The sequence below is a fragment of the Falsiroseomonas frigidaquae genome, assembly GCF_012163145.1.
GTDB classification, from domain to species: Bacteria; Pseudomonadota; Alphaproteobacteria; order Acetobacterales; family Acetobacteraceae; genus Falsiroseomonas; species Falsiroseomonas frigidaquae.
On sequence record NZ_JAAVTX010000010.1, the window covers coordinates 91,300 to 112,359 of the forward strand.

Genomic DNA, 21,060 nt, shown 5'->3' on the forward strand with positions numbered 1-21,060 from the left:
CGTGCTGACCTACCGCACCTTCGTTGCGGGGGCGCCCTCCGCCGCCAATGCCTACGCGCTCCACCTGCTGGAGCGGACCGTGGACGAGGCCGAGCAGCGCATGGCCGCCTACTACGCCCGCGCCGGCAGCCCGGATGAGGCCCTCGCCGAAGGGCTCGGCTCGATCCCGATCGCGCGGGAGGACATCGATCCGGTCTCCGCCAGAGTCCTGGGGATAACTCCCGGCGAGACGCTCTCGAAGGAACGTCTAGCGAACCTTCTGGGCGGGCGCTCGGCGCTCGGGGAGGAGATGGAGGGTCATCAACGCGGCATCCGCCGCTACGAGGCCGAGGATGGCGGTGCCGAGCGGCACCGGATCGCCGGCGTCGACCTCTGCTTCTCTGCACCGAAGTCGGTCAGCGTGGCCTGGGCTTTTGCCGAAACTGACGCCGAGCGGAACAGCATCCTCCAAGCGCACCGCGATGCCCGCGATGAGGCGCTGGCCTATATCGAGCGGGAGATCGGCGTGGCCCGCGACGGTGAGCGCGGCAAGCTCGCCTGGATCACCGTGGACCACTTCACTGCGCGGCCGACGGTAGAGGTGACGCGGCCGGACCCGGCGACCGGCGTCGTCGCCACGGAGCTCTACACCCTGCCCCGCGCTGGAGACCCGCAGCTGCACTCGCACTGCGTCGTGCCGAACCTATTGGTGACCACCTCGGGGCGCGTTTTGTCGGTCAACCGGGATCTCATGCGGGACCGGATTCACGAGTTCGGCGCGGTCTACCAGGCGATGCTCGCACGCCGGCTGCGGGCCATCGGCGTCGAGGTCGAGCTCGACAAGCGCACCCTCGCCGCCCGCCTTCCCTGCATTCCCGAGGCGGTCTGCGAGGAGTTCAGCCAGCGCACGCGCGACGCGCAGTCTGCGGCGCGCGAGCACGCGGCGCGCGGCGGACGGGACTGGGATGCCATGCCGGAGGAGGCGCGCGTCGCCTTCCTCAAGGGCGGCGCAAAGGCGAGCCGTCAAGGCAAGGGCGACGACCTGGCCGACGCGGACGCGTGGCGCGCCCAGGCCGAGGCGCTGGGTTGGTCGCACCGGTCCGCCGTCCGGGCGGGACCGCCCTCCCCTGCCCTGCCGGATGCCGAACGGGTCGCCGCGGCGCGCGAGGTGGCCGGCGAGCTTCTCGGCCGGGACCTGGCAAAGCGGGCGGTCCTGGTCTCCGGCGACGTCCGAGCCGCGGCGGCGCGAGGACTGATCTCTACCGGGGCCGCCTCGGCCGGCGACGTACTGGCAGTGACGCGGGCAATAGCGCGCGACGGCGTCCAGCAGGACGGCAGGAGGACGTCGCTCATCTGGCGAGGAGGCGGGCCTGAGGATGGGCGCGCCCGCGTCACCACGGCGCTGCACCGCGACCAGGAGGAGGAGCTGGTGCGCCTCGCGCGCGCCGCTGGCGTCGATCGCCGCGGCGCGCTGTCGTCGGGGAAGCTGGCCGAGGCGGCACAGCGCAGCGGCATCGCCCTCTCCGATGAGCAGAAGGCCGCAGCGCGCGCCCTCGGCGAAGGCGGGAGGCTCGCCGTCACCGTCGGTGCCGCCGGTGTCGGCAAGACGACCCTCCTGCGGCCTTTGGTCGAAGCCTGGACGTCGGAAGGGCGCGAGGTCTGGGGCGCGGCGCTCGCATGGCGGCAGGCCGGCGCGCTGGAGGAAGCGGGTATCGGGCGCGGGCGCCTCCGTGCGCTCCAGCCCCTTCTCGACGGGCTCGCGGATGGCTCGGTTACCCCTGACCGCAACGCAGTGGTGGTAGTGGACGAACTCGGCCAGGTTGGCACCCGGCAGTTGCTCGACCTGCTGCGCTTCCAGGCGCGGGACGGCTTTAAGGTCGTCGCGGTCGGCGACGAGCGCCAGTGCCAGAGCATCGAGGCCGGGCCCGTGATCGACCTGCTGCGCGAGGCGCTCGGGCCGAAGGCGGTCCCAGAAGTTCTGACGGCCGTTCGGCAGCGCGGCGAGCGGGAGCGCGAAATCGCGGGCCTGTTTCGCGGCACGGGCAACGAGAGCGCCGAGGCGCACGCGGCGAACGTCACCCGGGCGCTTGGCATGAAGCGCGAGGACGGCACAGCGGAGCTGGTGCCGGGTGGCTATCGCGAGGCCGTCGAGCGCGCGGCCGACCTCGTCCTTGCCCGCCGCGACGCCGGCGGCGCCGGCTACACGGTGACCATCTCGGCGCCGACCAATGCCGATGCGCTGGCGATCGGGCGGGCCATCCGTTCGCGCCGGCAGGCCCGTGGCGAAGTCGGGCCGGACCGGTTGGCGGTGCGCGCGACCGATGGCGCCGGCAACGCCTACACGCTGCAACTGGCGGCCGGCGACCGGGTACGGCTCTTTGCCCGGACCCGCGGCGTCTTCGCCGGTCCTGGCGGGCGCGGGAAGTCGGCGGCGATTGGAGACAACGGCTCGGTGCTGGAGGTGGCGGAGGTCCGGCCCGCGCACGGGCTCATGCTGCGCACCGCCGCCGGGAAAGAAGGCTTCGTCGCCTGGGAGAAGCTGCGCGACGAGGGCTCCGGCAGGGTGCGGCTCGCCTACGGCGACTGCCTCACCATCGACAGCAGCCAGGGCCTCACCTCGGACGAGCACGTCAACGCCCTCCCCGGCGGCTCGCGCGCCGTCACAGGCTTCAAGGCCTACGTGGCCGAGAGCCGGCACCGCGTGACGTCCTGGCTCGTCGGATCCGCCGGCGCGGAACTGCGCGACGCCGCGGAAAGACGGCCGATGAACGCACCGCCCCCGGCCGACGCGGCAGCCGAGGCGTGGGAGAACGTGGCGCGGAACCTGGCGCGGCAGCCGGTGCGAGAGACCGCGCTCGGCCTGCTCCGGGCCACGGTCGCGGAGGCGAAAGAGGGGGCGCGGGCGTTCCAGGGCGCGCTGCGCGGGACCGAGGCCCGCGAGGCGGCCGGCACGCCGGCGACGACCCTCCGCCGCGCGCTGGAGCGAGCCCAGGCAAACCGGGCGCTGCCGCGGCTGGCTGCGGCAATGGGCGGGGCCGCCCGCAGCCTCGTCGCCGTCGCAGCCCGCATCGAGACGGTTGCGCGCCGGAGCATAGGGGCCGCTGCCCCCTCCCCGGCCGCTTCGCCTCGGCCGGCATTCCGGCGAGTGAAGATCTCGGAGGCAGAGGCCCAGGCGCAGCTCATGGAGGCGATGCGCCGCACAGGTCTCCGCCCGAGCGGCCCGCCGGCAATGGACGGCCAGCGGCACTACGTGCCGGTCGACGGTAACCAAGGGCGACGCATGTCGGGCGCCTACATGGCTTTCTACGACGAGGGCGTCCCGAACGCCCTGCTCTGGAACTACAAGACGGGCGCCAAAGCGAAGTGGATCGCCTCCGGCGAGATGGTCACGTTGGGCGCGGAGGATGCGGCTCGCCTCGCTGCGGCGGCCGAGGCGCGCCGCGCAGGCCATGCCGCGGAACGGGTAAGACGGGAGGAGGCCGGCGCCGCAGTCGCGGCCTGGCTGCTCGAGGGCTGCCGACCGGCAGACCCGTCGCACCCCTATCTGGCGCGGAAGGCGGTCGCCTCGCACGGCCTGGTCCAGGACCTGAACGGCCGGCTCGTCATGCCGCTCCGGGACGGCGAAGGATATCTTTGGAACCTGCAGACCATAGGCGCGCGCGGCGAGAAGCTGCTCCTCCCCGGGGCTCGGAAGGTCGGGACCTTCTTCACCATTGGCCAGGACGCTGGGCCGCAGCGTCCGCTCTGGATTGCCGAGGGCTTCGCCACGGCGGCGACGGTGCATGCCGTCACGGGCCTTCAGGCCGTTGTGGCGTTGGACGCGTCGAACCTCACAGCGGTCGCCACAGCGGTCAGAGCGCGCGATCCGGCGCGACAGCTGCTCATCGCGGCCGACAACGACCACCACCTGCCCCGCCGGACGGACCCGCTGCCAAACGTCGGCCTCGAGCGCGCACGGGCCGCCGCTGCCGCCGTCGGCGGGCGCTTGGCGGCACCCGCCTTTGCGCCGGCCGACCGCGGCACAGATTGGAACGACTTCGCCGCTCGGCACGGCCTGGCAGCGGCGCGCGATGCGCTGCGCGCGGCGCTGCGGCGAGACACGGACGGCCAGGCCGAAGCGCCTCGGTCGGCGGAGGCGCCGCCCGTGCCGGCGCGAATTCGGGAACGGGCCGGCGCACGGCAAGGCCCGCGGATAGGAGCTTGAGGATGGCCGAGGAACGCGAAGTGAAGCAGGCGCGGGTGAAGGTCCGCGAGCGTGAGGGCGCCTACTGGGGCCGCGTGGCGGAGGCGGGCAAGGCCGCCCGCCAGGGGCGCGGTGAGGCGGAAGCTGAGCACGCCTCCGCTGGCAAGGGCGGCGACGAGAGCGAGGAGCGCAAGCGAGCGGCGCGGCAGCGCCAGGCGCTAACCGGCTGATGGCGCCCGATGATGGCCCGGCAGTGCGGCCCAGCGGCACGCGAGAACCCGCGACGGAAGGCGCAGGCACCCCGCTGAGGGGTGACTTGGTCTGTAAAAACCTATTCCCGCAGCGTGCCCCCGACAAAGTCCAGACGGTGTCTCGACATAAGCCCGACGAACCCCCGACGGATCGTAGGCGTAAGCGGCGGAATGAGATGGACGCCGATACCGGGCTGAACGATGTCCTCGCGGCCGCCCGGCGGCAGTCCGGGGCACGGGGCGGCGGCGGCCACAGTCCTCTCTACGAGTGGCTCTGGGCGCGATTCGACGCCTTATCGGCGGAGTTGAGCCCACCTCGGCGGCCGAATTGGCGGTCAGTTGCCGATGCCGTGGCGGCCTTGGCTCAGTCTGGCGACACGTCCGTTCTCGACGGCTGGGGCGAAGTGCCAGGGTCCGAGACTGTGCGGCAGACCTGGTGGCGCGTCCGGAAGGACAAGGCTGCCACGAGCCGGCGCACGCCTGATGCCAGAGGGTCAGGCGGCGACGTCGCTTCCGTCTCGCGCGCAGTGCCTCCCGCAGCGGGTCCGAGCCCGCTCCCGGCAGATCCCAGCCCGATGCCCGGGCAGCGTTCAGCGCATCGGTTCGGCACCGGTATCCGTCCGAAAACGTGGACACCAGCTAGCGATGATTTTGAGGAGTGAAGTTAATGGGCAAGCCGTCCATGCGTGAGATGCCTGTAAGCGGAGAGGTTCCGGAGATCATTTCGCACCCCGAGAAAGTAGGTGTTCGATCGTTGTTTCGGAGGGGTCGAGAAAGCACGGATGAGGTTGAGGTCCGGGTCGGCCTGCCCCCGATGCGCACTTTGGCTGCGACGGACGCACCTATGGCTCGCCCACGGGTCGCGGATCTGGGCGGGAACCCGCCCGTATGGCTTTTGATCGGCCCAAACTACAGCGGCAAGACCACCTTCGCGCGCTGGGCAGCCGAACGGACGCTCGAAGCAAAGCGCTCGGCCCTCCTTGCGGCTCTCGATCCGCTGAACCGAACGCTCACTGACTTCTTCGAAGGTGTCGAACAGCCTGCTTCAGCGGACCCCAGCCTAACGCCCGGATGGTTGCGCGCCCTCGTCGAACACCTGATGCGTGAGCGCCTCCCGGCGATTGCTGATATGGGCGGCGGGGACACCTCGCTCGCCCGTCTGATCGGCGATCTCCCGGCGTTGGCGCAAACCATGGAGGAAGCCGGAATTTCGCCGGTTGCTGCCTACTTCCTTGGGCCACGAGTGGACGACCTCAGTTCGCTGGCGACCTTCGAAGCGTCCGGCTTTCGGCCGCGCGCGACGGTCCTGGTCCTGAACCTGGCCCGAGTGGACGCCGGCCTCGACCCCGCCGAGGCTTTCGCCGCCGTTCGTCGTCATTCCGCATTCCGGGCCGCCGTCTCGCGTGGTGCACTCATAGTGGAGATGCCGCGCCTCGATCCGTCGGAACTGGCGCTAGAAATCGAACGCAGGCGCCTTGGGTTTGGGGCCGCCCGCGACGGCGAAGGCGGACTTGGGCCACTCGACCGTGCAGGGGTGCGCGCATGGATGGATCGCATGGAGCGCGCGTTCGCGTCCGTCGATCCCTGGCTGCCATGAGCGGCCAGGGCGCCACCTCGGCTGCACCGCCAGGGCTCGAAGAGGCCGTCGAAGCCGCAAGGTCTGAGTTGTCAGAGGCAATCGACGCAGGGGGCCTTCGCCGTGACCCGCTGCGATTCGTGCTGGCCGCCCTATCGTCCAGCCTAGTCGTGTTCCCAGCTGCCGTCCGGCGCGTAGAGGCGGCTTCGGAGACCGTGCGCCAACCGCTGTCGCCCAAGGCGGAGGCCGAGCTTCTGCGGCGGGTCGAGGAAGCTGCCAGGCGGGGAGCGGTCACTGCTGGGCCTATGCTAGCGCGGCGGACGGCAATTCTAGCCGGCGCGGCACTCTTTGCTGCTGCAATGCTGGGCGGGGTTGCGGGCTGGTGGGCCAGTCGCATCAGCCTGCCTGGCGAGGTAGCCATCGCCGAGCATCAGATTCGGGCATCATTGGCGGCTGCAGCAGCCTGGGTACCAATTCTGCAGGCGAACCCGGACCCTCGGCCCGCGCTTGCCCGCAGCCAAGCCTTCCGCGATGAGCGGACCGGCTGGCGGGCAGGGACAATCACCCTCTACCTCGAGCCGGGTGGTCTGGTAGCTACGCAACAGAGGCCTTGAACAGAAAGGCGAAGCCAATGTGGCGCCTCATTGGCACATGTCTTTTACGGTAAATGTGCTGGCTGCACCGTGGCGCGCCTGAGCATTTGGCTATGGGCAGTGCCACGACTTAGCCGCCCTTGGCGCCTGGCGCTTACCACCGAAGGAACACGTGCGGCGCGGAGGCAGGGCGCCATGTTTGCGCTTGCCGCCGCTGCCTAACTCTGGCTGAGATCGGTCATCCCCCACCGCCCTTGACGGTCAAGCCTATTAGACATGTCTAATTTGGGCTTTCTTCCCCTGCCCCCTTGCGTCGTTGTAGACACGACGCGGAATAGAAAGGTATGGCCCTTTGGGGATTAAGGGAACCAGGAGATGCCGCAGGCCGCCGCGCGCCAGCGCGCCGTTGAGGCGAAGGATGTTCGGTGCCGCATCTTGCTGATTAGCAGCCCTAAGGGCGGATCGGGCAAGTCCGTACTCAGCCGGCATATTCTCGTGAGCGCTGCTCAAGCGGGCATCAAGGCAATTGGGCTCGACTTCGACCGCCAGCAGACCTTGTCGAAGTGGGCCGCGCGGCGCGCACGCACGCGCGAGGCGTTCCCAGATTTCGCCGAGGCGGTCGTAGAGTCGGTGTCACTGAGCGACTGGCGCGGAGCGCTCCGCCGGACCGAGGGCTATAGCCTTGCTATCCTAGACACTCCGCCCAGCGTCGAGGACCACCTGCCAGCGATAGACGGTCTTGGCGAGGTTGCTGACCTGATTCTGGTGCCGGCCGTGTGCACGCAAGATGACGTTGAATCGGTCGCTCCCTGGGTGAAGGCGCTCGCCGCAAAGGGGTTCACCACATCGGTCGTCCTCAACCGCGCCAACAGGCGCACAACGAGCTACGCCCGAATGCGGGGCGTCCTAGTGAAGGCCGGTTCCGTCTGCCCGACTGAGCTGCCGCAGCTGGAGGATATCCACGTGCCTTCCACGAAGGGGCTCACGCTGCTCGACTACTCCAAGTCGCGGGGAATCGAACCCTTCGAGGAGATCTGGGCCTACGTTCGCAGGGAGATCGGGCTGTGAGTGCTGCGTCCGGCAAACGCTCGAAGGCAGCGCTGAAGGCCTTCCTCGCGGCTGAGGACGATCCCCTCGGCGAAGTCCGCGATCCCCGTGCCAAGGAACTCCGCTCGCTCAGCGTCGAGGACCCTGCCGCGCTACAGGCGATCGGCGAAATATTCGCCGGCACTAGCCTGCCGGAGGATCAGGAGAAGGTCCGGCGTATTCTCCGCGCTCGGAGCGAGATCCAGAAGGAGTGGGGCGACGCTCGTGATTCGTTCTTGGCCATCGGCCGCGCACTGCTCGCGCTCGAAGGCGAACTGACGAAGGCCGAGTTCGCCCGCCTGCGCCAGGGTACAGAGCGTCTGTTTCCTTTCTCCGACGCGACAGCGACCCAATTCCGGCAGATTGCCCGCGCAGTCGATGGTGGCCGCATACCGGCCGAGGCGTGCCCGGGGAGCTATGGCACCGCCTACCAGATCACGCTGCTCTCGGAACCTCAGCTCCGTGTTGCCCGCGAGAGGGGACTGATCCGTTCGGACGTGATGCGACGCGAAATCATGCAGCTCCGGCGGGAGGTGCCGGCCGATGGGCTTGAGCCGCTGCCGCCTGGGCGCCTTGACCGAGCTCGGCTGCGGGAGGAGCGCGCCAGGCTTGGTGAGAGGCGGGCTCGCTTGGTCGAGGAAATGGCTGTGGTGGATCGTCGGATAGCTCAGATCGACGAGCTCATGTCGCCAGTCATCGACGGCGAGGCCGAGGCTATTGCGTAGGGGGGCTAAGGAAAGGGTACGGGAGAGGCCGCGCTTCGCCCTGAACGACCCTGGACTCTGGCGGGAAGCGCCGCTGCGGGACTCGCGAGGATCCCTGATGATTCGTGTAGCTACGGACTACGCTGGATAACCCTCGCCTGGACTTTCCCGGGGCTTCGTTCCGGATTTGGACTCTACCGGAATCAGCCGCCGGCTAAGCGCCGTGGTCCGCGACCGCTTAAAGCCACAACCCGAGGCGTGCTTGGTGCCACCGGCGGGCGAGACGGACGCAGTGTAATGCCGCGCTCGTGCACATCGACAGCAGCGTCGGGGTAGACGGCAGTCGCCAGGTTAAGCGTGTCTTTGAACTGGTCCTTGAAGTGGTCGAGCCGCTTCACGCCACGGCCGAACTGCTGATGCAATGCTCGCCAGCCGATCGGCGTGGGTTCTGACAGTGCGTGGAGACGGTAGGCAAGCCAGCAGTAGACGTCGAGCGCCATGCTGTTGTTGGCGATCTGGCGGACTGCTGATTCTTCGATTGGCACAGGGTGCTTCTTCAGCTGCTGAAAGAACATGTCCGACAGCGTCGCCGTCTCGATGAAGAGGCTTCCCTGAGCGTTGTCTTCCTCTACGAACATCGAGGTGTCCAAGATGTTCTGATTTACCAAGCCGGTGCGGTTACCTTGCTTAATAGTGAAGGTCATCCGGCAGCGGCTGAGCCGCTCTGCTTGGTCGCGCACGTCCTTCATGGACTTGCCGCCGATCGGTATCCCCAGGCGGCGGAGCCAAGCGTGTAGGCTCTTCCCGAGCTCGATCTCGCGGCTATTCGTACGTAGCGCCTCGGACTGTAAATAGAGCAAAATGAGGCGTGCACGGCTGCCGTAGGGGACGCCGACGCTAACCGGCTCCCCGCCTGGTACGGCGCGGAGGCCAGGCTGAACGATGAGAGTGACCCGTTCCGTGGTAACCTGCCAGGGAGCATCGTCTGGAAGGCGCTTATGGGGGAGGGCGGCCTGCGACCAGCCTGAGTAGAGAAAGCCGATCTCGACGTCTTCGCTGGCAAGGTAAGCAGCCGCTGCCTCGATGACCCGACGGTCAAAATCTGACCGCAGCGCGGCCTCACGGCCTGCTTCCTTCAATAGCCTGTGGACTTCACCCATGGCGGTCACTCATCGGAATGGCTGCCAATGTGCCAACACTGCTAAGATTCGTCATGCTGGACTCTATCGGGTCTTGCCAGAACTATTTGTAGATATTCTTGTAGAGGGCGGACAAAGTCCAGGGGATAACCTCGTAAGACGTTCATTTTGCTTCAGAACGTCATCTGACGCACTGCCCGGCAAAGTCCAGCTTTTCCCCGGAAAAGATCAGCTTCAGTGTTTCGGCAATCACTGCCAATTCGTCGGGTAGGAAGACGAGCGCCTTAAGCGACTCGCACGACGCTCCCGCAAGAGTCCAGTTTCTTGCCCCTACCGCCCGGGCTGAGTTCAATGTGATCGCTTTGGTAAGACGGCGACTTGGCAGCCCACCGAAGCACAATACGCACTCCTTGCAGTGCCCAGATCTCCAGCCCAACACAAGGCGCTCACCATCACCCGCGATAAGTCCCGCTTACCGCGTGTGAGGAGAGGCTTGCCGCAATGGCGGTTCTCCGCCAGAGTCCAGCCGACAGGGGCGGGGGCCTCGCTCATTGACCAAGCTTGACCAAGCGCGGTACTGGAAGAGAAAGACCAACCTTGGTCAGGAGGCCGCGTATGTCCCAGGTCAATCTGTACGAGGCCAAAACCCAACTCTCCCGCCTGGTCGACCGCGCCGCCGCCGGCGAGGAGATCGTCATCGCCAAGGGCGGCCGCCCGCTGGCCCGCCTGGTGCCGCTGGCGGTGCGGACCCGGCCGCGCGAGCTCGGCTTCCTCGGCAACGAGGTCTGGGTCGGGCCCGACTTCGACGCGCCGCTCCCCCACGATCTGGCGCGCGCCTTCGATGGCAAGGATCCGTGAGGCTCCTCCTCGACACTCAGATCCTCATCTGGGCCGTCACTGACACCGCGCGCCTGCCCGCGGCCGTCGTGGCTGCCGTCGCGGCACCCGGCAACGAGGTCTTGGTCAGTGCGGCCTCCGTCTGGGAAATCTCCATCAAGGCCGCGCTCGGGCGGCTGCGTTTCCCGCTCGAACGGATCGACGCGATCCTCGAGCGGGCCGGGATGGAGCACCTGCCGATCCGGGCCGCCCATGGCGTCGCCGCCGGCGCCCTGCCGCGCCACCACGGCGATCCCTTCGACCGCATGCTCGTGGCGCAGGCGCGGGTGGAGGACCTCACCCTGGTCAGCATCGACGCCGCCCTGTCCGCCTATGACGTCCGCCTGTTCGGGGCGGAGCCGGCGCGATGAGTGAGGCGCTGGCGCCCTTGATGGCCCGGGAACCGGCCACCGCCACGATGCCGACCGCCGTTGCGACGGAGGCCCTGGCCGCCGCCCGCGCCTATGCCCGCGACGCGCTGGCGCCCGAGACGCTGCGCGCTTACGCGACCGACTGGGCCCACTTCACAGCCTGGTGCCAGGCCGCCGGCTGCGCCCCGCTGCCGGCCGAGCCGGCGGCGGTGGCCGCCTATCTTGCCGCGCAGGCGCCGCTCTACGGCCGCTCCGCCCTCGAGCGCCGGCTGGCCGCGATCGGCCATGCCCATCGCCTGCGCGGGTTTGACTGGTCCGCCGGCCATCCCGTCCTCCGCACCACGCTGCGCGGCATCTTTCGGACCCATGGCAGTCGCAGGCGCCAGGCAGCCGCCCTGACCTCGGCCGAGCTGAAGAAGCTTGTCGCCGCCTGTGGTGGCGACCTCGCCGGCCTGCGCGACCGGGCACTGCTGCTGCTGGGCTTCGCCGGGGCGCTGCGCCGCTCCGAACTGGTGGCGGTGGAGCGCGAACACCTGCGCTTCACCGAGGCCGGGCTGCGGCTGCTGATCCCCACCTCCAAGACCGACGGGGAGGGCAGGGGGGTCGAGCTCGGCATCACCCGTGGCAAGCGCCCCGAGACCTGCCCGGTGCGCGCCCTTGAGGCCTGGCTCGAGATCTCGGACTGCCGCTACGGCCCGGTCTTTCGCAAGATCGACCGCTGGGGGACGATCGAGCACCGGGCGCTGGGCGGCGATGCCGTGCGCGACATCCTGCGCAAGCGCGCTTCAGCCGCCCGAATCACGGTGGAAGGCGGCGAGCGCCTGTCGCCGCACGGGTTGCGGGCGGGCTTCGTTACCGAGGCCTATATGGCCGGCGCCCGTGACGAGCAGGTCATGGACCACACCCGCCACCGCGACCTCAAGACCATGCGTGGCTATGTCCGACGCGCGAAGCTGGTGACGGAGAGCGCGACGAAGCTGCTCGACCTGTGACCGCGGCGACGGTGGGCGAAGCGCGGGCAGGGGAGGGGGCGGCCGCGCCCCTTGTGCCGGCTGACACCGACTGGCTCTACCACCACCTGAGGGTTACGGGCGCGCCGGAGACGGTGGCGCTGTTCCGGGCTGCCGCCGCCGGCGCGGGCGTGATCCCCTGGACCCATGACCACGGTGCCGCAGCCGAGGGCTGGTTTCACCTGCTGCTCGCCCCGCCGCCGCCGGCCCGTCGCACCATCAGCCTGGAGGGCGCGCGGATTCTCGCAGGCCAGCTCCGCGATGCGGTGGAGGCGCGGAGCCAGCTGGTGGCCGAGCGGGCGCCGCAGAGCCGGGACTGCCCGCTCGACTTGCACCGGCTGCTGCCGGTGCCCGACCGCCTGCTGCGGCTTGGGCCGGACCACCGGGACAGCCGCGCCTGGCTCTGGTCGCACTGGGGCACGGCGGAGGCGCTGCGCGGCGTGGTGGAGCTGCCGATCGGCGGACGCGGCGGGGCGCGGCGGCGCGACCCGGGTCTGTTCTGGGCGGGGTTCTGGTCGGCGGACTGGACCCCTTGGCCGGCGCTGTTGGCGCTGCGCACCCGTTGGCCCGGGCTGCGCCTCGACCTGCGGCCACTCTACGATGGCCCCTGACGGCGATGCCTCCCTCCTCGACACGCCCCGGCGCGCCGAGCTGGGCAACTCCGGCGCGCCGGCGCTGCGGCTCGGCAGCTATGAGGGACCGCTCGACCTGCTGCTGGAGCTCGCCCGGGCGCAGCGGGTCGACCTCGCCGCGATCTCGGTCGTGGCGCTGGCGGAGGCCTTCGGCGCGGCGGTGGAGCGCGCCATCGCCGGCCGGCGCGTGCCGCTGTCGCAGATGGCGGACTGGCTGGTCATGGCCGCCTGGCTGCTGCTGCTGCGCTCGCGGCTGCTGCTGCCGCCGGGCTCCGAGGCGGACCGGGCGGCGCAGGCGGAGGCGGCCGCGCTGCGGCGGCGGCTGGCCGACCGCGCGGCGGTGCGGGCGATGGCGGACTGGCTCGAGCGGCGGCCGCAGCTGGGCCGAGAGGTCTTCGGGCAGGGGGCGCCGGTGGTAGAGCCGCAGCCGATGCCGCTGGCCGACATCACCGAGATGCTGCGCGCCTGCCTGCGGCTGATCGCCCTGCCGATGCGCCAGCGCGTCTACCGGCCGAACCCGCCGCCGCTCTGGCGCGTACCGGACGCGCTGGCGAGGATCCGCGACATGCTGGCCGCGCTGCCCGGGCAGCGCGCGCCGCTCGCCCACTTCGTTCCGCGTGGCGGTTACAGGACGCGGACACTCCTGCAGCGGCGGGCGGCGCTGGCCAGCACACTGGTGGCGGCACTTGAACTCGGGCGTCACGGGGCGGTCACGCTCGAGCAGGACAGCGCCTTTGGCGAGATCAGCTTGCATACTCGCAGCCGATAGCTCTCTGAAGCGCCCGGGCCAGAGCGTGGGGCGGTGGCGGGCTACCAGCTATGCATAAGCGCTGAAACGGGACCCCGCCCAGAATGGCCGTAGACATCTGATTTTAGATAGAAAACAGGCAAGTAGATGGGATCTCGAGCGGCGCCGATTGAGACCCTCTCGCGCCTTTTTGGTTGCGTATCCGAAGCGACAAAACCAATCTGGGCGGGGTCCTGGTTCGGCGTAACGCGCTACCAACCTATTCGATATTGTGCCTTCTTACCGGGTCGGCATGAACTCGGATCGATTGGAGCTGGCTGTTATCATGGCGCATCGCGCATTCGTTGCTTTCGCGGGGGGTGGAGCGAAGGGCGTGGTGCATGTCGGCGCCTTGAAGGCGCTCGAGGCGCGCGATGTCGCGCTGAAGGGCGTTGCGGGAACGTCCGCGGGCGCCATTGTGGCCGCGCTCGTGGCGTCAGGGTTTCGCGCAGACGACCTGATAGATGGCGCAATTGGACGTACAATCCTGGAGCGCCTGTCCGCGATCGATCCCAAGGTGAGCCGCGCGACGGACCTTTTCGGCAAAGCCGGCTGGCTCAGGGTGCGGGTCTTTCGATGGCTGCTCCGGCAGCGCCTGCCGTTTCCCATGTTGGCAGGGGCTTTCTGGGCGATCCCCCTGCTGTTAGCGCTTCTCATCGTCTGGCTGGCCCCGGGGCATACGCTCTGGTGGGCCATTGGTGCGTGGGCGGCCACCGGCGCTGCCCTATGGCTTTCCTATCGACAGGTGATGGGCGGGCTGGCGGACGTGCGCCGTTTTCGTGATGCGTTGGCCGAATTGCTGAGGCGTCAACTCTTCCCGCACGAACCGGACCGCGTGGTTCGCATGGGCGACTTCGGGCGAGACGGCCGACCGGAGCTGAAGATCGTCAGTGCAAATCTCTCTTTGCGCGCTCTGCACTTATTCTCGGCCGATCGAACGCCGGACACCCCGGTCGCTGATGCGGTTGCCGCTTCAATCTGCCTGCCGGTGATCTTCCGGCCCTGGACGATCGATGGCGAACTCCATGTCGATGGCGGGATCGTCTCGAACCTTCCGGCTTGGCCCTTCGATGAGGAACGGGAGCTGGACCCCGAAGCGCTGACGATCGCCGTGGAGATCGAAGATCGCACGCCGGGTCGGACGCTCGGCCGTTACAGCTGGCTGCCGGCCGCGGTCCGAACGGCGTTGTTTGGGTCGGGAGAGCTTAACCTGCGGGTTGCGGGGCCCGCCGAGCAGCTAGCGCTGCCGACAAGCTTCGATTTGCTCGACTTCGACAAGTCGGGCATCCAAGCCGCGGCCGAAGTTCGCCAGGTCGCGGAGGCAGCGGGCGTGCGGCTCGACAAGCGTCTATTTCGACTTCCCGAAATCTATCGGAACGCGTGCCAAGTGGCGCAGGCGCTCGCTGTCGACGGGCTCGGCCTTCCAGCAGGCGGCCGTCCGGGCGGGCCTCGCGTCCGGGTCGCAGTAGGCCGCCTTGAGCGCGGCTATATGCACTCGCTCAGACTTTCGCACAGCGTCGGGTTCGAGGATGACCCTGACGAGTCCATGCTCGTACCGCTGGAGGGATCGGTAGCAGGCGCGGCCTGGGGGGAGCGAGAAAGCCGAGTAGAGACCTATCCGCTCGCGCCCGAGCGCGACCTTCCGGGCGACGCGAACCGCCTGCGCCGGAAGGCGCGCTGGGCGGACGTGAAATGGGTGATGTGCATCCCCATCTTGGACGAGGCGTCGAGTGAGCCGCGCCTGCTGGTTCAGCTCGATGGGAACATCGCGCTGCCCCAGAGCGCTGAGACGGCGAGCGCGCTTGAGGCCGTAGAAGAGGCTGTCAAGGACTTCTTCGATTTGGTATTACATGAGCTGAAGGAGCTGGAAGACGATCATGGCCCTTAAAAGCAGCACGTTCGCCATCCAGGCCGGCAGCAGCGTCAAGGCTGACGCCAAGAAAAAGGCGTTGCTTGCGCGGCATGGTAAGTCGGTCGAGAAGGTTGTGGCGGACGCCAAATCGTTCTCTGATGACCGGAAGCGCAAGCTAAGCCAGATCAGCGACCTGCAATTGCGCGAAAGCGCCGCCCGCTAAGTCTTGCCAGGGCTAGGGATGAGCGTTCTGATCGGGCTCGGCCTTGACCTTATCGATCTTACGCATTTCCGCGTCCACTATGGGGATGAGGATCCCGAGCTCCTAGCGCGCTGTTTCACTGAACGTGAGATTGAAACTGCTGGTACAGGCGCCGATCGGTTGGCCCGCCTAGCGGCGCGTTTCGCCGTTAAGGAAGCAACGTTTAAGGCGCTCGGCGGGGGCGAGGGCGTGGGGCTTCCGGAGATCGAGACGGTCGCGGGTGAGGACGGGGTGCCGGTCGTTGTTCTCCATGGATCGGCCAAAGAACTTGCTCACGCACGTGGCGTCACCAGCTTCCTCGTGAGCCTGACTCACTCGGCGACGTCGGCCGCAGCCGTCGTGATCGCGCTGTCGGGCGGCCCGAGGTAACGGATCGTGCGGCGGTCGAGATCGGCTTCGACCTTGCCCCCACCATTCTTCATCAACGCGCGCCACGTGGCGAAGCCGTCGAGCACGGCTTGCCGCCAGGCGGAAGGAGGCTGCGAGGCGACTTCCAGATGGGCGCCCATGCCACGAAGCGTAGTGAGGAGCGCCTCGTCGACATCGGGAACGCCATCCAGGAACTGGTGCTTGCGCGCATAGTCGAACGCCACGGCGGCGATGCCTTCTTCGATCACCGCTGCGCGTCCCCCATCCTCGACTTCATCGATCAACGGCCGGCTGCGGCGCTTGAGCCGCATCAGGCTGCGAAGAACCGGTGACCAGCCGAGAATCGCGGCATAGGCCATGTGGAAGATGTCGTGGAAACGATAGCCGTCGTCTTCATAGGCGTTATCGGTGAGCGCCGACCCGACGAGGCGGCCGTCGATTTCTGTCCACACCTCCACGCGCGCGCCTTCACGGATCTCGCGGAAGGTCGCAATGAAGCGGCGTGGAAAACGTTCGCTCTCGCTGTAATCGGCATCGAAGCGGTGGGGGGCGTCGTGGTCAAGATAGAGCGAGGCGACCTTGAGGAGATTCTGCCGGGCAATGTCTTCGAGATCGAGGTCGTACTTGCTAGCGAGATTGGCAACATACCAAAGGATATCGCCGAGTTCCTCGCTGACGCGATCGACAAACAGGACATGGCCGGGTCCGTCACGCAGGCGCTTCTTGTACTCGGCGAGCAGCTGTCCAGCTTCCCCGGCGAGCCCGAGAAGCGGGATCAGCCGGGCGGCATCGGCCGACATGTTGGTTGAGGCGGGCGTGCGATCAGTAAGCAGAGCCTGCTTCTGAAAATCGGAAAGCTTCATAGCGCATCGCCAAAAAGGTCGGAGGAAGGAGTCGAGGCGTAGGTCGGAATCTTGCCGTTCAGGCCCCATTTGGGCGGAAACCAGGGTTGCGTCGGCGCGCCCTGCGGCCGGAACATTTGCTTGATCCGCGTCCGGCCCGAAAGACCCGCAATTTCGGGATGCGAGACGCGCGTGTATTTGCTGATCTCGCAGAACAGGTTCTGGCAATCGATCAGCTGCAAAGGCCGACCCCAGAGTGAGCGGAACGAGAGCCCAAGCCGGGCGAGTTCGCTCCCTTGCTCCTCCATCATGTGCGCGATCAGCGCGTCGGCGGGAACGGCCTCCGCATTTAAGAACGTCTTGGCGAGCCCGTCGCGCGCGCCGGGACCCGCAACAACGAAGCTGGCCTCGTCATGGTCGATCACGCTCGTGTAGTTGAGGTCGATCGCGAGCTGAAAGGCGAGGAAGTCTCCGAGCGAGGGAAAGCTCTTTAGGAGTTCAAAGACTTCTTGGAGGTCGCGGCTCTGCTGCAGACGCGGCACAAAGCTGCTTTCGAGCATGAGGCCGAGCAGTTTCAGGTGCCCCCGATGTTTCGTGCGGGTTTGATCGAGTGACACGGGCGGAATGATGTAGGCGGCCGAGTAGAGCCGCCGGCCGGACGTCAACGCCTCGGCCAGCACCTGATCATAAGCGTAGGGATCGAAGGACTGCCAGGTCAGGAGCCCAAAGCGGTGCTCGAGCAGCTCCCATGTCGAGATCTTGTTGAAGAACTTGAATAGGAGCGTGCGGAAAACGACCTCCGCCGGTGCATCGGGGTAGCGCTCATCGTAGATGACGCGCCGGATCAGATATTGGCTGACCCGGTCGGCGGCGCGATAAGCATTGGTAAACTTGAAGCTCTGGAGGATCGGGTCCTCAGTCCAGGGCGGTCCTTTGCCTTCAAGACGGCGAAAATAGATCGCCTGGCGTTCGCAAGCAAAGCGCCAGTAGAGATCGAACACGGGCGTCCGCTGAAGGCCGCGGATGCGGGACGGCCCGGAAAGAAATAGACGTCTGGTCCTCACGCGTCGACCGGCACCGTTCGAGCTCCATCGACGTGCTGCTTCACCACCGTCATCAGTTCCAGCACGTCCGGATGCGATTTCGTCACGTCCATCTGCGCCATGCCGACGAAGACGTTCAGCTGCTCGAAGCGAAGCTTCATCTGGTTCGCCATGAAGGCGCCCAGGCGCGCAAGGCCAAGGTAGTTGCCGTACGCCTTCCGGGCGATCTGTTGGGTCGCGTAGAAGGCGTTCAGGTGGAGCGCACTGCCGTCGAAGGTGAAGCTCACCTGCTGGAGACAGGGGAACTCCAATAGGCTTGCAGAGCTGTGGTCCCGCGCGGGGTCGAAGGTGGTCGCTTGAAATTTCGACGTACGGCGCGCCCTGGGGTGCGCCTCGTAGTCGTCAAGCATCCACTTCAATTGGTTCGGGCCCTTGCCGTTGCCGTTCAGATCGACGAGCCGCTGGAAGTAGGACCCCCGCCTGTTGTTGCGCGGGTTAAACTCTTGCACGCGCTCGAAGCTTTCGATGAAGAGTTCGAAAAACGCTTCGCGGTCGCCGCCTGAGATATCCCAGTAGCGTTGAGGAAAGATCGTCCAGGCGACGTTCTCGGTGTCCCGCTTTTCCTGCGCCTTAAGGAACGCGTCGACCGCGGTGCGGATCTGCGGGACTTCGGCGGCAACGCCGGCCGCGTCGAAGCCGCGGATCACTAGCGTCAAAGGCGTGATGCGCGTGATGCCGGGCCGGGTCAGTTCCAGCATCACCTCCGCCCAACCGAGCGAGAGATTGTCGGCGACGATCCTTACGGATTTTCCGTCAGTCTTGCTCATCGGGATCCTCCAGGAAGCGGTTGGCGGCGGGGCCGACATAATCTTTGGGCATGACACGAACCTCGAACGGCTCGCTCGAGCCTGTCACAGTGGCGATGCCGCGCCTCACGGCGCGGTAGAGGTCGAACTCGTCTAACGAGCGCACATGTTCGATCGCGGTACCTTCGGCGTCGACTCCTAAGGGAAGCAGAACAGCCGCACCCTTTTCGACATCGACGGTGGCCGCTTCGTTCTGATCATCGACCACCATGAAGGAGTCGTAGTCGTGGTCGAGAATTTCACGGCGGATGCGTTGCGGGGTCCAGCGCCCAAGCTCCGTCCGGCGAGCGGCGCTGATTCCCTGCAGCGTGTAGCTCAGATGGTTGATTAAAGTGACGTAGCCGACGCCGAACTGGCAGGCCACGATGAAGATCTGAAGCGGCGAGGCTGTCGCAGGGCTCCAGCCGCGCCGGGCGAACGCGCCGCGCAGTCCCACCGAGGGCATCAGGAAAAATGCGGCGAAGGCGTTGGCCAGAACCTCTTCCGGTTTGCCTGAGTCCGGCCTCTCGTCCTCTTGCAGCTGGTCGATGGTCGAGCCGTGACCGAAGCAGTGGTGGCCGAGTTCGTGCGCGCAGGTGAAGGCGCGCCGGGGAACCGGTCGGAGCGACGACAGGAGGATGCGGCCAGGACCCTGCTTGAAGTAGAAGCCTTCCATGCTGGTATCGAGGAAGCGGACCGTCACGCCGAGACGCTCGGCCGCCGCATAGGGGTCTGCCGGCCCGAACTGATCAAGGTCGAGCCGGTCGCGCAGGTCGGTCGCAGCCTGCATCCCTTGTCGGAGAAGGTCCTTCCGGTCCATGCCGTCAGCCCCCTTCCTCGTCGTCCGACCGCATTGCGGCGAGTGCCTGGAGCAGCTTATCCAGCGACTCCTTCGGCAGCTTCTGGAGCTCGCGGGCGGCAAGCTGAAGGCGGGGATCGTCAAGGGCCATCGCCTTGGGCGACTCGCCCGTGAGATAGCTCGTCGAAACCTCGTAGAGGGTGGCGAAGCGGCTGAGCTCTTCGGCGCTGACGCGCCGGTTCCCGGCCTCGATCTCGCTGACCGTGGGTCGGTGCATGTTCATACGCTGAGCCGCCTGGCCTTGGCTGAGACCAGACAGGCGGCGCGCCTCGCGGAGCCGAGCAGCGATGGCGCGGCGGCGTTCGACATCGTCCATCTCAGGCGGCCGCCTTAACGGCGTTTTTGGCCCGCGACTTGTCGCAGATGAGCTTGGCCGATTGGTCGATCGTCAAAAGCGGTCCTCCCTTTTCGCCGCCGAAGATGTGGACGTCGGGCGGTATCTTCACGCCGAGCTTGCGGGCAACCAAAGTTGTGGCCGCCGGCCAGACGGTGCTGTCGAACTTTTCGAGCGCCTTCGGCGGCACGACCGAGCCGTCGAGCTGCGGGCAGCCGAGTCCGCTACGGGCCTGGATGTCTTTAAGAACCTCGATCAGGGCTTTCCTGGCGTCATCGAGCGTCATGCCACCCTCTCCTTACGGTCGGTAAGATATTCTTACGGATCACGGAGTTCAAGGGGGAGCTGCGGAAAAGTGGGGGCGGCTGGATTGCGCGCCCGGCGGACGCTACAGGAATGGTCTGCGAGGAGAGCGGAATGGCGTTCTGGAGCAGTCAAAAGCTGGAAGCGCACCTTGCGCGGTTGACTGATAACCCGGACCCCGGGATGGTCGACTGCAACGCGCTGACGCTACGGGTCGGGCCCGAATATTATGTGACCCCTGGCCTGGAGCATCCGTCGCCGCGAACGCACACCAAGCAGCCGCTCGACATCGGTCAAGGGATGACGATCCCGCCAGGACAGTTCGCTTTTCTCCTGACCGAAGAGAAGATCACGATTCCGCCGGAGGTGATGGGGTTCATCTCCGTCAAGGCGACTTACAAGCTGAAGGGCCTCGTCAACGTATCGGGCTTCCACGTTGATCCGGGCTGGAGCGGTCGGCTGATCTTCACGGTCTTCAACGCGGGCCCGAGCACGATACACTTGGAGCGGAGGCTCCCTGTCTTCCTGTTGTGGATCGCCGACCTTGATGCGCCCTCGGAGAAGCGTAAGCGCGCCCCAGGTCACGAGGGCATTCCTCCTGCGATTATTAGTACCATCACGGGCGTGGTCGACTCTATCTATGCACTCGAAAAGCGTGTCGAGAAGAACATCGCCGACGTTTCTGTGAAGCAGGACGCTGAGATCAAGAAGATCGCGAACAAGCAGGATGACTTTCGGGACGAGGTCGTAGAGCTCAAGGAGCGACAGAACAAGATCCTGCTGGGCTTCGGCATTGCGGCGGTCGTGGCCGGCGCCATTGTCGGAGCCGGCGTCAAGATGCTCGGTGACCGTCTGTTTCCTGCTGCACCTGTCGCCATCACCGCACCGCCTCCTGCGACTGGGAGGACGGACGATGAGCAGGCAACCCCGGCGGCAAGAAATGGCGTGGCACCGGTGGTGCCGCGGCCACCCGAACGGAACGCCGCCGACTCGCGAGATAAAACTGACAACTAATTGTCTGGCCAGGATTGATCGGCGGGCATGGTTTCGTGGAGCGGACTATTACTACTGTGTCATATAATAGTGGCGCTGGGTGAGGCGGTGGCAGCAAGGACATCGCGGCATACTGCGGGCGAGTTCGCGGGCGATGCGAAGGCGCATGGT

Annotated in this window: 21 protein-coding genes; 14 read left to right on the top strand and 7 right to left on the bottom strand. The window is 67.1% G+C overall.

Translation table 11 applies throughout. The annotated features are described in order from the left end of the window. Position 1: 1 nt before the first annotated feature. The 5 genes from mobF to HB662_RS27625 all read left to right on the top strand — a co-directional run bounded on the left by mobF (position 2) and on the right by HB662_RS27625 (position 8,393). Positions 2-4,183 carry a MobF family relaxase gene (gene mobF, locus HB662_RS27605; RefSeq protein ID WP_168055065.1) on the top strand — a complete coding sequence of 1,394 codons (4,182 nt, stop codon included), beginning with the start codon at positions 2-4 and terminating at the stop codon, positions 4,181-4,183. 2 nt (positions 4,184-4,185) lie between these two features. Further along, entirely contained in the window at positions 4,186-4,392 is a 207-nt protein-coding gene (locus HB662_RS27610; protein ID WP_168055067.1) for a hypothetical protein, read from the top strand. A gap of 865 nt (positions 4,393-5,257) precedes the next feature. Beyond that, entirely contained in the window at positions 5,258-6,010 is a 753-nt protein-coding gene (locus HB662_RS27615) for an ATP-binding protein (protein ID WP_168055069.1), read from the top strand. A 947-nt stretch (positions 6,011-6,957) separates the two neighbouring features. Beyond that, entirely contained in the window at positions 6,958-7,650 is a 693-nt protein-coding gene (locus HB662_RS27620; protein ID WP_168055071.1) for a ParA family protein, read from the top strand. Beyond that, positions 7,647-8,393 carry a hypothetical protein gene (locus tag HB662_RS27625; RefSeq protein WP_168055073.1) on the top strand — a complete coding sequence of 249 codons (747 nt, stop codon included), beginning with the start codon at positions 7,647-7,649 and terminating at the stop codon, positions 8,391-8,393. Before HB662_RS27620 ends, HB662_RS27625 begins: the two co-directional genes overlap by 4 nt. 182 nt (positions 8,394-8,575) lie before the next feature. Here the strand turns inward: HB662_RS27625 and HB662_RS27630 are convergent, their stop codons facing one another. Then, positions 8,576-9,532: a replication protein RepA gene (locus HB662_RS27630; RefSeq protein ID WP_168055075.1), complete on the bottom strand. Its 957-nt coding sequence runs from the start codon at positions 9,530-9,532 to the stop codon at positions 8,576-8,578. 594 nt (positions 9,533-10,126) lie between these two features. On the opposite strand from HB662_RS27630, the gene HB662_RS27635 reads away from it, so the two are divergent. The 8 genes from HB662_RS27635 to HB662_RS27670 all read left to right on the top strand — a co-directional run bounded on the left by HB662_RS27635 (position 10,127) and on the right by HB662_RS27670 (position 15,670). After that, complete coding sequence (locus tag HB662_RS27635) at positions 10,127-10,369, top strand: type II toxin-antitoxin system Phd/YefM family antitoxin (RefSeq protein ID WP_168055077.1); 243 nt, start codon at positions 10,127-10,129, stop codon at positions 10,367-10,369. Further along, positions 10,366-10,758, top strand: coding sequence for a PIN domain-containing protein (locus HB662_RS27640; protein WP_168055079.1), 393 nt, complete (start codon positions 10,366-10,368; stop codon positions 10,756-10,758). The genes HB662_RS27635 and HB662_RS27640 overlap by 4 nt, the downstream gene beginning before the upstream one ends. Further along, entirely contained in the window at positions 10,755-11,750 is a 996-nt protein-coding gene (locus HB662_RS27645) for a tyrosine-type recombinase/integrase (RefSeq protein WP_245185961.1), read from the top strand. Before HB662_RS27640 ends, HB662_RS27645 begins: the two co-directional genes overlap by 4 nt. Before the next feature lie 53 nt (positions 11,751-11,803). After that, positions 11,804-12,379: a hypothetical protein gene (locus HB662_RS27650; RefSeq protein WP_168055081.1), complete on the top strand. Its 576-nt coding sequence runs from the start codon at positions 11,804-11,806 to the stop codon at positions 12,377-12,379. Further along, a complete protein-coding gene (locus tag HB662_RS27655; RefSeq protein WP_168055083.1) occupies positions 12,369-13,169 on the top strand; it encodes a segregation and condensation protein A in 801 nt (266 codons plus the stop codon). Before HB662_RS27650 ends, HB662_RS27655 begins: the two co-directional genes overlap by 11 nt. 304 nt (positions 13,170-13,473) lie before the next feature. Next, complete coding sequence (locus tag HB662_RS27660) at positions 13,474-15,075, top strand: patatin-like phospholipase family protein (RefSeq protein ID WP_168055085.1); 1,602 nt, start codon at positions 13,474-13,476, stop codon at positions 15,073-15,075. Further along, on the top strand, positions 15,065-15,262 hold the full coding sequence (locus HB662_RS27665; RefSeq protein ID WP_168055087.1) for a hypothetical protein: 198 nt from the start codon (positions 15,065-15,067) through the stop codon (positions 15,260-15,262). The genes HB662_RS27660 and HB662_RS27665 overlap by 11 nt, the downstream gene beginning before the upstream one ends. 18 nt (positions 15,263-15,280) lie before the next feature. Then, the gene (locus HB662_RS27670; RefSeq protein ID WP_168055089.1) at positions 15,281-15,670 is read left to right on the top strand and encodes a holo-ACP synthase; all 390 of its coding nucleotides are present in this window, start codon (positions 15,281-15,283) and stop codon (positions 15,668-15,670) included. Here HB662_RS27670 and HB662_RS27675 read toward each other — a convergent pair. The 6 genes from HB662_RS27675 to HB662_RS27700 are packed head-to-tail and all read right to left on the bottom strand — an operon-like array spanning position 15,613 to position 19,879. Continuing rightward, a complete protein-coding gene (locus HB662_RS27675) occupies positions 15,613-16,533 on the bottom strand; it encodes a nucleoside triphosphate pyrophosphohydrolase family protein (protein ID WP_168055091.1) in 921 nt (306 codons plus the stop codon). The two genes, HB662_RS27670 and HB662_RS27675, sit on opposite strands and share 58 nt — an antisense overlap. Then, positions 16,530-17,513: a nucleotide kinase domain-containing protein gene (locus HB662_RS27680; RefSeq protein WP_209443501.1), complete on the bottom strand. Its 984-nt coding sequence runs from the start codon at positions 17,511-17,513 to the stop codon at positions 16,530-16,532. Before HB662_RS27680 ends, HB662_RS27675 begins: the two co-directional genes overlap by 4 nt. A 59-nt stretch (positions 17,514-17,572) precedes the next feature. Beyond that, a complete protein-coding gene (locus HB662_RS27685; RefSeq protein ID WP_168055093.1) occupies positions 17,573-18,382 on the bottom strand; it encodes a thymidylate synthase family protein in 810 nt (269 codons plus the stop codon). Continuing rightward, positions 18,369-19,220, bottom strand: a complete 852-nt coding sequence (locus HB662_RS27690; protein ID WP_168055095.1) for an ImmA/IrrE family metallo-endopeptidase — start codon at positions 19,218-19,220, stop codon at positions 18,369-18,371. The genes HB662_RS27685 and HB662_RS27690 overlap by 14 nt, the downstream gene beginning before the upstream one ends. A gap of 4 nt (positions 19,221-19,224) precedes the next feature. Beyond that, positions 19,225-19,575, bottom strand: coding sequence for a helix-turn-helix domain-containing protein (locus HB662_RS27695; RefSeq protein ID WP_168055097.1), 351 nt, complete (start codon positions 19,573-19,575; stop codon positions 19,225-19,227). Between the two features lies 1 nt (position 19,576). After that, a complete protein-coding gene (locus HB662_RS27700) occupies positions 19,577-19,879 on the bottom strand; it encodes a hypothetical protein (protein ID WP_168055099.1) in 303 nt (100 codons plus the stop codon). Between the two features lie 131 nt (positions 19,880-20,010). Here HB662_RS27700 and HB662_RS27705 point away from each other — a divergent pair, with 131 nt between their 5' ends. Further along, positions 20,011-20,910, top strand: coding sequence for a dCTP deaminase domain-containing protein (locus HB662_RS27705; protein WP_168055101.1), 900 nt, complete (start codon positions 20,011-20,013; stop codon positions 20,908-20,910). The last annotated feature ends 150 nt before the right edge of the window (positions 20,911-21,060 follow it).